The organism is Streptomyces sp. NPDC085931, assembly GCF_044540565.1.
Taxonomy (GTDB): domain Bacteria; phylum Actinomycetota; class Actinomycetes; order Streptomycetales; family Streptomycetaceae; genus Streptomyces.
In genome coordinates this window covers 1-11,216 of the sequence record NZ_JBITSK010000010.1, presented here as the reverse complement: position 1 = coordinate 11,216, position 11,216 = coordinate 1, and the positions used below count along the sequence as shown (strand labels likewise).

Genomic DNA, 11,216 nt, shown 5'->3' with positions numbered 1-11,216 from the left:
GGCCGCTCGCCGGGCCCGCGCGGCGAGACCTTCCCGGGCCGGGGCCCGAACCGCAGACAACGGTTCGGGCCCCGGCCCTTGCCGTGCCGCCGTTACGTATCCTGACCGGGACTGCATGGCGGGGGAGAGGAACCGGGCGTGCCGCAGAAGGACGACCCGAGATCGATCGGCGGGTACAGGCTGGTCGGCCGGCTGGGGTCCGGGGGCATGGGCGTCGTCTACCGCGGCCGGGCCCGCTCGGGGCGCGAGGTCGCCGTCAAGGTGGTGCACGCGCAGTACGCGGAGGACGCCGTCTTCCGGGCCCGGTTCCGGCAGGAGATCGAGGCCGTCCGCAAGGTGAGCGGCGCCTTCACCGCGCCGGTCCTGGACGCCGACCCGGAGGCCGTACGGCCCTGGATGGCGACCCAGTACGTGCCCGGCCCCTCCCTCGCCGCCCTGATCCGCGACCAGGGCCCGCTGCGGGACACCGCGCTGCGCCGGCTGGCGCTCGGGCTGGTGGAGGCGCTGCGCGAGATCCACCGGGCCGGTGTGGTGCACCGCGACCTCAAGCCCGCGAACGTCCTGATGGCCGAGGACGGCCCGCGCGTCATCGACTTCGGCATCTCGCGCGCCGCCGAGGACCACCACACCCTCACCGAGACCGGCCAGATGATCGGCACCCCGCCGTTCATGTCGCCGGAGCAGCTCACCGACGCCCGCTCGGTGGGCCCGGCCTCCGACGTGTTCTCGGTGGGCTCCCTGCTCGTGTACACCAGCACCGGCCGGGGCCCCTTCGACGCCGACAGCCCCTATCTGACGGCCTACCGGGTGGCGCACGACGAGCCGGTCCTGGACGGCGTGCCGCAGCCGCTGCGTCCGCTGCTGGAGCGCTGCCTCGCCAAGGACCCCGCCGGCCGGCCCGCACTGGACGAACTGGCCCGGGAGCTGGTGGCCGCGCTGCCGGAGACGGGCGCGGACGACGAGGCCACCGTGGCCCTGCGCAGGGACGAGACGGCCCTGGCCGGCACCCGCCCCGCCGAGACCCCCGCCCCCGGCCCTACGGCTTCCGCCCCTGGCGGGGCCGCTTCCGCCTCCGGCCCCGCGGCTTCCGGCCCTGGCCGGGCGGTCTCCGGCCCTGGCCTGGCGGGTTCTGACCCCGGCCTAGCGGCTTCCGGCCTTGGCGGGGTGGCTTCCGGCCCTGGCCTGGCGGCTTCCGCCTCTGGCCCTGCGGTTTCCGGCCCCGGGCCCGCGGTTTCCGGCCCTGGCGGGGAGGCTTCCGGGCCTGGCGGGGTGGCTTCCGGGCCTGGCGGGGTGGCTTCCGGGCCTGGCGGGGTGGCTTCCGCCCCCGGCCTGGCGGTCTCCGGCTCTGGCGGGGCGGTTTCCGGTCCCGGCCTGGCGGGTTCTGACCGCGGCCTGGCGGTCTCCGGCTCTGGCGGGGCGGTTTCCGGTCCCGGCCTGGCGGGTTCTGACCGCGGCCTGGCGGTCTCCGGCTCTGGCGGGACGGTTTCCGGTCCCGACCTGGCGGGTTCTGACCCCGGCCTGGCGGTCTCCGGCCCTGGCGGTGCGGTCCCCGACCCCGGCCTGGCGGCTTCCGGCCCTGGCCGGGCGGTCTCCGGCCCTGGCCGGGCGGTTTCCGCCCCCGGCCTCGCGGGTTCCGGCCCTGGCCTGGCGGTCTCCGGCTCTGGCGGGGCGGTTTCCGCCCCCGGCCTCGCGGGTTCCGGCCCTGGCCGGTCGGTCCCCGACCCAGGACCCACGGCCTCCGGCCCTGACGGGGCGGCCTCCGGGCCGGGCGTCGCGGCTTCCGCCCCCCGCCGGGCGGCTTCCGACCCCCGCCCCGCCGTCTCCGGAGGGCGCCGCGGCCGTGGCCGGCGGTGGTGGGTCACGGCCGGCGCCGCGAGCGCCCTCGCGCTCGGCCTGACGGGCTTTCTGCTGTTCGGACCCGGGCTCGGCGAGGACGACTCCCGCACGGGCGCGGACACCACCCGGTCCACGCCCTCCCGCTGGACGCCCGTCCCGGCCGGCTGGAAGCCCTGGCAGACCACGGTGCACGCCACCGCCGCCCAGGGGGTGAGGCAGGGCCGCGGCATCGCCGAGGGCGGGTCGATGAACGGCCCGGAGTGCGCGGTGTACGAGGGCGCCGTCCTCTGCGCGGGCGACGGGGTGCTGCCCGTACGGCTGGACGCCCTCACCGGACGGGCCCGCTGGCGCGCCGGCGTGCTGCCGCCCGGCAAGGGCGACGGCGGGTACAGCTTCTCCGTGCTGGGCATCACGGACGACGCGATGCTGGTCGAGCAGACGTACAACCCCCACCAGGGTGACGATGTCAAGGTCACCGTCGCCGCCCTCGACACCGGGACCGGCAGCCGGCTGTGGCAGCGCACGGTCGACGTCGACGCGGTCCGCCCGTACGTCTCGGACGGCCTGGTGATCGTCCCGGACGACGGCGGCCGCTCGGTGACCGCCCGCGCGCCGCGCACCGGCGCCGGGCGCTGGACGGCACCGCTGCCCGCGGGTCAGTACTGCGGGCCCGCGGACAGCGGCGAGAGGCCCTACCTGCGGTGCGTCCCGGACGAGGTGCCCTCGAAGGAGGCGGTCCTGCTGCGGCTGGACCCCTCCGACGGCTCGGCACGGCGGCTGATGGTGCCCGTCGACGACACGCCCGTCGGCATGTTCGAGGGCCGTCTGGTCCTCCTCGAACCGACCGAGGACGAGCAGGACGAGGCGTTCGCCGGGATCCGGCTGCTGGACCCGGTCACCGGACGGGACCGCGCGGTGCGGCTCGCGGAGCCGCTGGAGGGCGACGCGACGCTCTCGGGCGGCACCGTGTGGTTCGCCACGTCCTCCGGGGAGGTCACCGCCGTGTCGGTCCGCACGGGCGAGCGGCTGTGGCGGACCCGCACGAGCCTGGAGCAGCCCAGCGGTATCACCCACGACCCGCGCGCCCGCGCGGTCTATCTGTCCAGTGCCAGCGGCCGGGTCGCCGCCCTCGACGCGGCCGGGGGCACGCTGCTGTGGGAGACCTTGCCGCGCGCCCGGCGGGTGACGAACCCGGGCTGGTCGGGCCCCGAGGCGCTGCTCCACCAGGGCGCCCTGGTCGTCGCCACCACGGAGGGCGACGTCTTCACCCTCGACCCGGCCCACCCCGGGCGGAAACCCGTCCCGGGGTGAGCCCACGCGCCGGGGGACCTACGGCAGCGCCAGCATCCGCTCCAGCGCCAGCTTCGCGAACGCCTCGGTCTCCTTGTCCACCTCGATGCGGTTGACGAGATTGCCCTCGGCCAGCGACTCCAGGGCCCAGACCAGGTGGGGCAGGTCGATGCGGTTCATGGTCGAGCAGAAGCAGACCGTCTTGTCGAGGAAGACGATCTCCTTGCCCTCTGGAGCGAAACGGTTCGCCAGGCGGCGCACCAGGTTCAGCTCCGTGCCGATGGCCCACTTGGAGCCGGCCGGCGCGGCCTCCAGGGTCTTGATGATGTACTCCGTCGAACCGACGTAGTCGGCCGCGGCCACCACCTCGTGCCTGCACTCGGGGTGCACCAGCACGTTCACGCCCGGGATGCGCTCGCGCACGTCGTTCACCGAGTCCAGGCTGAAGCGGCCGTGCACCGAGCAGTGGCCCCGCCACAGGATCATCTTCGCCGCGCGCAGCTCGTCGGCGGTCAGGCCGCCGTTCGGCTTGTGCGGGTTGTAGACGACGCAGTCCTCCAGCGACATGCCCATGTCGCGGACCGCGGTGTTGCGCCCGAGGTGCTGGTCGGGCAGGAACAGCACCTTTGTTGCCGAGGGCTCCCCCTGCTCGAACGCCCAGTCCAGAGCGCGCTCGGCGTTGGACGACGTGCAGATCGTGCCGCCGTGCTTGCCCGTGAACGCCTTGATGTCGGCGGACGAGTTCATGTACGAGACGGGCACGACCTGCTCGGCTATGCCGGCCTCGGTCAGCACGTCCCAGCACTCGGCGACCTGCTCGGCCGTCGCCATGTCGGCCATCGAGCAGCCGGCGGCGAGGTCGGGCAGGACGACCTTCTGGTCGTCGGACGTCAGGATGTCCGCGGACTCCGCCATGAAGTGCACACCGCAGAACACGATGTACTCGGCCTCCGGACGCGCCGCCGCGTCCCGGGCCAGCTTGAACGAGTCACCGGTCACGTCGGCGAACTGGATGACCTCGTCGCGCTGGTAGTGGTGGCCGAGCACGAAGACCTTGTTCCCGAGCTTCTCCTTCGCCCGGCGGGCGCGCTCCACCAGGTCCGGGTCGGACGGCGAGGGCAGGTCGCCGGGACACTCCACGCCGCGCTCGCTCCTCGGGTCGGCCTCCCGGCCGAGGAGCAGCAGGGCGAGGGGCGTCGGCTGTACGTCGAGCTCCTGGGTCTGGGCGGTGGTCACGACACGCACCCTTTCTGTTTCCGGCGACTTTTCGTCGATTTGACGCTATCTATCATAACCGCTTCACGTCACTTTGACGATGCCCATAGCGTCTGTGTGACGTGAATCCCGGCGAGCCCCCGTTCATTCCCGGGACGGCCGGGAAAGAGGCGTTTTCCGGTTCCCGGCACGTGTGCGAGCATGAAAAGGAGCCGAGATCGCGCGCCCGGCCCGGAATGAATCCGCGGCCCCGCCGGTTGGAACCGTCGGCAAGCAGTCTCCGTACAACCCGGGAGAGATGTAGATGTCCGTATCGGACGAGACCAGCACCGTCACCGACGGCATCATCCTGACCGACGCCGCCGCGTCCAAGGTCAAGGCGCTGCTCGACCAGGAAGGCCGCGACGACCTCGCGCTGCGCGTCGCCGTCCAGCCCGGCGGCTGCTCCGGCCTGCGCTACCAGCTCTTCTTCGACGAGCGTTCGCTCGACGGCGACGTCGAAAAGGACTTCGGCGGTGTGAAGGTCGTCACCGACCGCATGAGCGCCCCGTACCTGGGTGGTGCCACGATCGACTTCGTCGACACCATCGAGAAGCAGGGCTTCACGATCGACAACCCGAACGCGACGGGTTCCTGCGCCTGCGGCGACTCCTTCAGCTGAGCCGCCGGGCCGCCCCCGTGGCGGCAGCGGACACGACGAAGGCGGCGGCCCCCTCCGAAGGGGCCGCCGCCTTCGCGCTGCTCGGTCCTCGGGACCCTCAGCGCTCCCGCGTGGGAGGCGCCGGCAGCCGCGCGCCCTCGCGGGCCAGCGGGATCCCCTCGCCGTCCTCGTCCACGACCTTCCGGCCGCCGAGCGGCTCGTCCAGCCGCACCGTCTCCTGGAACTGCTTGGCGATCATGATGCAGACCTTGTCCCGCCACGGCGTCGACGTCACCGTGACCGTCACCTCGCCGTCCTTCTCGTCCGCGCGCACGTCGTAGTCGGCGCACACCCCGCCGGTGAACGTCACGGTCAGCTCCGCGCCCTCGGCCCGGTAGCCGTCCACCGTCACCTCGCGCGGCCCGGGCGGCGACGTCGGCTGGTCGCCGGGCCGGCTCGGCGCGGGGGAGGCCAGGAACTCCGGCTCGACCGCCGGGTACGTCACCGTGAACGGGTCCTTCCCGCCCGGCGCCGCCACCTCGAACAGCCAGGACGGCACGAGTGCCTGACGGCCGTCCACCACATGGGCGGCCAGCCCGAACACCGCGTCCTTCACCGTCACCGCCTCCGGCGTGCCGCCGGACGCCTCCTCGCAGGGCTCCTCCAGCCGGTCCTTCAGCGGCACGGGGCGGGCGCACCCGCCGATGCCCATGCGGTGGTCGCCCCGCGGCCGCCCCTCCATCAGCTCCAGCGCCTTCTCCGCGCCCACCACGGGATACGTGGCGCCCCGCACCGGGGCCTTCAGCCGGCCGCTGCCGCCGACGACCTCGCCGCCGGAGCCGACCGTGACGCCGGTCGTCCAGCCGTAGGTGGGCAGCCCGCCGACCTCGGGGGAGGCGTTCACCACCCGCTGGGCGCCCATGACCTGGCTCGCGTCGACCTTCGCGTCGTCCTGACCCAAGGCCTTCAGCACCGGCGCCGCGGCCTTCTCCGCCTCCTCCTCGCCCACCGGGGTGCCGCCGGGCTCGGGGGCGGCGCAGGTGCCGGTGCCCTTGCAGTCGTCGGTGCCCGGGGTGTACCGGCTGAACGTCCAGGCACCCGGCGCCTGGCGGTTCACCTGCAGACTCGGCCCCGAGCCGTCCTGCCCGCCGATCCGCCAGACCTCGCCCTGCGCCACGGGCGTCCCGTCCACCCCGAGGGCCTTCGCCAGCCGGGCCACGTCCGCCGCGCCGACCTCGCCCCGCGCCCGGTACACGGGGGCCTTGCCGGGGCCCTCCGGCAGGGTGCCCTCGACCCGGTAGGTGACGCCGTAGGGGTTGGGCTCGCCGGGCGCGATGCCGTTGCCGCCGTCGGTGGAGTCGGAGTACCCGTCGAGCGCGAGCGGCGGCGGAGTGCCGTCCCCGGCGGGCGTGCCGGACGTCGCCCCGCCGCCGCCGGACGCGTCGGCGGCGAGCCAGGCCCCGCCCCCGCCGACCAGCAGCACGGCGGCGGCGACGGAGGCGACGACCGCGGGCGTACGCGACCGCCCGCGGCCCTGCGGGACCGGGTCCTCACCGCCATGGGGGTCACGGGGAAGCTCGTGGACCGGGGCGGGGTTAGCCGGGGTCCTCCCGGCGGCGCTGTCCCGCTCCGCTGCCGGTTCGGCCTCCGTCTCCTTCTCCTTCTCCGTCCCCGCCTCGGCGTCGCGGGAGAGAGGTACCTCGGTCCCGGTGGCCTCCTCCGCAGCATCCGCCCCGGCCACCCCGCCGGACCCGACGACCCCGCCGGACCCGGCGGGCCTGGCCCGCGACCCGGTCTGCGCCGCACCCGGTTCCGGGGCGTCCGCGGTGCCGGCGCCGCCCGCGTCCCTGGCGTCGTCGTCGTGGTCGGGTCGCTCGGTGTTCACCGCATCGCTCCTTCGGCTGCGCTGCTGTCCCTCAGGCCCCGGCCCGCTCAGAACCAGGCCGTGGAGGGGTCGTATCCCGCCTCCCCTTTACGGGGGACAGCGATGGGACGCAGCGGGGGAGCTCGCGGTTCCCGGGCGCGCGCCGGTCAGTCCCCGTAGTCCGCCATGGCGTCGAGCAGCCGCGCCGACGACGGCGGCACCGTCACGCCGTGGATGAGGGCCGGCGACACCGGCCGGGCGGCGACCCGGTGGGGCACCGCCCAGTGCGGAGCCATCCGTGCCCCGTCCCCCGGCAGCGACGCCAGCTCGCCTTCGAGATCGACCGGAACGGGAGCCTGGACCTTGAGGTTCGTCATACCGGCACCGTATGCACGCCGGGACTCACGGAGAAAGATCTACTATCGGGTAGTTTCGCTGCCTTCAGGGCGGCCCCGCCCACCCGATAGCGTGGAGCGTCAAGGTCCGCCTCCCTCAGGAGAATCCCCGCCGTGCGCATCGCAGTCACCGGCTCCATCGCCACCGACCACCTCATGACCTTCCCCGGCCGCTTCGCCGACCAGCTCGTAGCGGACCAGCTGCACACGGTCTCGCTGTCGTTCCTGGTCGACAAGCTCGACGTCCGCCGCGGCGGCGTCGCCGCGAACATCGCCTTCGGCATGGGGCAGCTCGGCACCCGGCCGATCCTGGTCGGCGCCGCCGGCGCCGACTTCGACGAGTACCGGGCCTGGCTGGAGCGGCACGGCGTCGACACCGACTCCGTCCGCATCTCCGAGACGCTGCACACCGCCCGCTTCGTGTGCACGACCGACGCCGACCACAACCAGATCGGCTCCTTCTACACGGGCGCCATGAGCGAGGCCCGCCTGATCGAGCTGAAGACCGTCGCCGACCGCGTCGGCGGTCTCGACCTGGTCTCCATCGGCGCGGACGACCCGGAGGCCATGCTCCGGCACACCGAGGAGTGCCGCGCCCGGTCCATCCCGTTCGCCGCCGACTTCTCCCAGCAGATCGCCCGGATGGACGGCGAGGAGATCCGCATCCTCCTGGACGGGGCGACCTACCTCTTCTCCAACGAGTACGAGAAGGGCCTCATCGAGACCAAGACCGGCTGGAGCGACGCGGAGATCCTCTCCCGGGTCGGCCACCGGGTGACCACCCTCGGCGCCCGGGGCGTGCGCATCGAGCGGACCGGCGAGGACCCGATCGAGGTCGGCACGCCGGACGAGGAGCGCAAGGCCGACCCGACGGGCGTCGGCGACGCCTTCCGCGCCGGGTTCCTCTCGGGCCTGGCCTGGGGCGTCTCCCTGGAGCGCGCCGCGCAGGTCGGCTGCATGCTGGCGACCCTGGTCATCGAGACCGTCGGCACGCAGGAGTACCAGCTGCGCCGGGGCCACTTCATGGAGCGGTTCACCAAGGCGTACGGCGACGAGGCGGCGGCGGAGGTCCAGGCGCACCTGGCCTGACCGCCGGGTCGTGCGGGCGGGGGGCCGGCCACTCGGCCCCCCGGTCCGCTCGGCTCCCGCGCCCGGGGTCGCCCTCCGGCCCCCGGACGTTCAGCTCGTCCGGCGGACCACGTACGCCGTTCCGTGTTCCGCCGGCTCCTCCCCGACGTACTGCTGTCCCCGCATCTCGCACCACGCCGGGATGTCCAGCCGCGCCGCCTCGTCGTCCGACAGCACCCGCACCAGCCCGCCCACCGGCACGTCGCCGATCACCCTGGCCAGCTCGATGACGGGGATCGGGCACCGCTTGCCGAGGGAGTCGACGACGAGGACGTCCTCCTCGCGGGCGACCGCCGCCGTGGGGGCGCCGAGCTTCTCGCGGACCGCCGCCACCGCCCCGGGCAGCACCTCCAGGAACCTCTCCACATCCTCCTCGGCCGCGCCCATCGGCAGCGAGACCCGCACATTCCCCTCACTGAGCACCCCCATGGCCCGCAGGACGTGGCTGGGCGTCAGCGTGCTGCTCGTGCAGGACGATCCGGACGAGACGGAAAAACCGGCCCGGTCCAGCTCGTGCAGCAGCGCCTCGCCGTCGACATAGAGACAGGAGAAGGTGACGACGCCGGGCAGCCGGCGCACCGGCTCGCCGACCACCTCCACATCGGGCACCAGCCGCGGCACCCGGGCCCGGATCCGTTCCGTCAGCTCCCGCAGCCGCGCGGCCTCGGCGGCCGCCTCGGCCCGTACGGCCCGCAGCGACGCGGCCGCCGCCACGATCGCCGGGAGGTTCTCGAAGCCGGGCGCCCGCCCCGACTCGCGCTCGTCCCCCGGCCCTTGCGCGGCGAACCGCACGCCCTTGCGCACCACGAGCAGCCCCACCCCGGACGGCCCGCCCCACTTGTGCGCACTGGCCGTCAGCAGCGACCAGTCCCCCTCCACCGGACCCCAGCCCAGCGACTGCGCCGCGTCCACCAGCAACGGCACCCCGGCCTCCCGGCACAGCTCCGCCACCGCCGCGACCGGCTGCTCGGTGCCCACCTCGTGGTTGGCCGACTGCAGACACGCCAGTGCGGTGTCCGGGCGCAGGGCGCCGGCGTAGCCCGCCGGGTCCACCGCCCCGGCCCGGTCCACCGTCACCCGGCTGACCGAACCGCCCGCCGCCTCGTGCGCCTCGGCCGAATGGAGCACCGAAGAGTGTTCGACCGCTGACACGATCAGGTGGCGCCCGGTCCGCCGCCGCCCGGCCAGTGCCCCCGCAATCCCCGTGTGCACGGCACGCGTTCCGGACGGGGTGAAGGTCAGCTCGTCCGGGCGGCACCCCACCGCCTCGGCGGCCGCCTCCCGCGCGGCGTCCAGCAGCATCCGCGCCCGCCGCCCCTCCCGGTACAGGCGGGCGGGGTCCGCCCACCCCTCGTCGAGCGAGGCCAGCAGAGCCTGGCGGGCGACGGAATGGAGCGGAGCAGCGGAAGCAGCGTCGAAGTAGGCCACACGGCAACGCTAGAACGCCCGGAAGCGGAACGGACCCCAGGGGCACGGGGAACTGCGCGAAAGCCCACAATCCACCCGCAGCCGCCAATTCAGCGAACCACCCGAGTGAGTAGGCACCCCTCCCCGAGAACCCCCGGAGGGCGTCGGCTAGGGTTTGGTCCGCATAAACATCCAAACCCCTGCCCGACGCAGGGCGGCGACCGACCAGCGAGAAGGCCAGGCCGCAGCCGAACCGCGCGGGCGAGACTCTCGGGAAGGCGCTACGTGAGTCCCAACGGCTCCGACCGCTCGCCGCGGCGCCCGATGCGGCGGAAGCTGCTGCAGGCACTGACCGCGGGCCTGGTCTTGGCGACAGCCACCGGTTGCTCGTACAACTGGGAAGACTTCCCCCGCCTTGGTATGCCCACCCCGACCACGGAAGAGGCTCCGCGGATCCTCTCCCTGTGGCAGGGGTCCTGGGCGGCTGCGCTCGCCGTCGGCGTGCTGGTGTGGGGTCTGATCCTGTGGAGTGCTTTCTTCCACCGGCGCAGCCGCACCAAGGTCGAGGTTCCTCCGCAGACCCGGTACAACATGCCCATCGAGGCGCTGTACACGGTCGTCCCGCTCATCATCGTCTCGGTGCTGTTCTACTTCACCGCCCGCGACGAGTCCGAGCTGCTCAGCCTCAAGAAGAAGCCCGACGTCACGGTCAACGTGGTCGGCTTCCAGTGGAGCTGGTGCTTCAACTACATCGAGCCGGTCGCCGGTTCCACGGGTGACGCCAAGAAGTCCCCGGAGCTGGACGCGATCCCGGACCGGTTCAAGGAAGACTTCCCGGCCGGCGCCGGCGGCGTCTACGACTGCGGCACCCCCGGTACCCGGAACCCGCAGACCAACAACCCGGGCCCGACGCTGTGGCTGCCCAAGGGCAAGACCGTCCGCTTCGTGCTGACCTCGCGTGACGTCATCCACTCCTTCTGGGTGGTGCCGTTCCTCATGAAGCAGGACGTCATCCCGGGCCACACCAACGCCTTCGAGGTGACCCCCAACAAGGAGGGCACCTTCCTGGGCAAGTGCGCCGAGCTCTGCGGCGTCGACCACTCCCGGATGCTGTTCAACGTGAAGGTGGTCTCCCCCGAGCGCTACGAGCAGCACCTCAAGGACCTCGTGGACAAGCAGCAGAACGGTTACGTTCCTGCCGGCATCGAGCAGGCGGGCCCCGAGAAGAACCGAAGGTCGAACATCCTGTGAGCATCCTCAACGAACCTCAGGGTGCCGCGGCGGCAGGGTCCCACTACGAGGACGAGTTGCCGGTCCGGCGCCAGAACCGCGGCAGTGTCGTGGTCAAGTGGCTGACGACCACGGACCACAAGACGATCGGCACGCTGTACCTGGCGACGTCGTTCGCGTTCTTCGTCATCGGTGGCGTGATGGCGCTGTT

Annotated in this window: 8 protein-coding genes and 2 pseudogenes; 6 read left to right on the top strand and 4 right to left on the bottom strand. The window is 73.5% G+C overall.

Going from position 1 to position 11,216, the window contains the following annotated elements:
- Positions 1–138: 138 nt before the first annotated feature.
- Positions 139–988, top strand: a pseudogene (locus tag ACIGAN_RS21835) (serine/threonine-protein kinase); the annotation flags it as partial.
- Between the two features lie 1,094 nt (positions 989–2,082).
- A complete protein-coding gene (locus ACIGAN_RS21830; protein ID WP_399860081.1) occupies positions 2,083–3,147 on the top strand; it encodes an outer membrane protein assembly factor BamB family protein in 1,065 nt (354 codons plus the stop codon).
- Between the two features lie 18 nt (positions 3,148–3,165).
- Here the strand turns inward: ACIGAN_RS21830 and nadA are convergent, their stop codons facing one another.
- On the bottom strand, positions 3,166–4,362 hold the full coding sequence (gene nadA / locus ACIGAN_RS21825) for a quinolinate synthase NadA (protein ID WP_365737931.1): 1,197 nt from the start codon (positions 4,360–4,362) through the stop codon (positions 3,166–3,168).
- Between the two features lie 283 nt (positions 4,363–4,645).
- On the opposite strand from nadA, the gene ACIGAN_RS21820 reads away from it, so the two are divergent.
- Positions 4,646–5,002 carry a HesB/IscA family protein gene (locus ACIGAN_RS21820; protein WP_010037217.1) on the top strand — a complete coding sequence of 119 codons (357 nt, stop codon included), beginning with the start codon at positions 4,646–4,648 and terminating at the stop codon, positions 5,000–5,002.
- 97 nt (positions 5,003–5,099) lie between these two features.
- Here ACIGAN_RS21820 and ACIGAN_RS21815 read toward each other — a convergent pair whose 3' ends face one another.
- Both ACIGAN_RS21815 and ACIGAN_RS21810 read right to left on the bottom strand, forming a co-directional pair.
- Positions 5,100–6,866, bottom strand: coding sequence for a hypothetical protein (locus ACIGAN_RS21815; protein ID WP_399859704.1), 1,767 nt, complete (start codon positions 6,864–6,866; stop codon positions 5,100–5,102).
- A gap of 146 nt (positions 6,867–7,012) precedes the next feature.
- Entirely contained in the window at positions 7,013–7,222 is a 210-nt protein-coding gene (locus ACIGAN_RS21810) for a hypothetical protein (RefSeq protein ID WP_365737935.1), read from the bottom strand.
- A 132-nt stretch (positions 7,223–7,354) separates the two neighbouring features.
- Between ACIGAN_RS21810 and ACIGAN_RS21805 the strand changes: the two genes are divergently transcribed.
- Positions 7,355–8,329 (top strand): carbohydrate kinase family protein, encoded by a 975-nt coding sequence (locus tag ACIGAN_RS21805; RefSeq protein ID WP_365086552.1) that lies wholly within the window; start codon positions 7,355–7,357, stop codon positions 8,327–8,329.
- 90 nt (positions 8,330–8,419) lie between these two features.
- On the opposite strand, the gene ACIGAN_RS21800 is transcribed toward ACIGAN_RS21805, so the two are convergent.
- The gene (locus tag ACIGAN_RS21800; RefSeq protein WP_399859700.1) at positions 8,420–9,796 is read right to left on the bottom strand and encodes a cysteine desulfurase/sulfurtransferase TusA family protein; all 1,377 of its coding nucleotides are present in this window, start codon (positions 9,794–9,796) and stop codon (positions 8,420–8,422) included.
- A gap of 264 nt (positions 9,797–10,060) precedes the next feature.
- Here ACIGAN_RS21800 and coxB point away from each other — a divergent pair, with 264 nt between their 5' ends.
- Both coxB and ACIGAN_RS21790 read left to right on the top strand, forming a co-directional pair.
- Positions 10,061–11,026 carry an aa3-type cytochrome oxidase subunit II gene (coxB, locus tag ACIGAN_RS21795; RefSeq protein ID WP_365086546.1) on the top strand — a complete coding sequence of 322 codons (966 nt, stop codon included), beginning with the start codon at positions 10,061–10,063 and terminating at the stop codon, positions 11,024–11,026.
- A pseudogene (locus ACIGAN_RS21790) lies at positions 11,023–11,216 on the top strand (cytochrome ubiquinol oxidase subunit I); the annotation flags it as partial. The gene coxB and the pseudogene ACIGAN_RS21790, both read left to right, overlap by 4 nt.

Bases quoted from the DNA above. Each gene is read 5' to 3' on its own strand.
- ACIGAN_RS21830 (WP_399860081.1), top strand. From the start codon at position 2,083: ATGAACGGCCCGGAGTGCGCGGTGTACGAGGGCGCCGTCCTCTGCGCG.
- ACIGAN_RS21820 (WP_010037217.1), top strand. From the start codon at position 4,646: ATGTCCGTATCGGACGAGACCAGCACCGTCACCGACGGCATCATCCTG.
- ACIGAN_RS21810 (WP_365737935.1), bottom strand. From the start codon at position 7,222: ATGACGAACCTCAAGGTCCAGGCTCCCGTTCCGGTCGATCTCGAAGGC.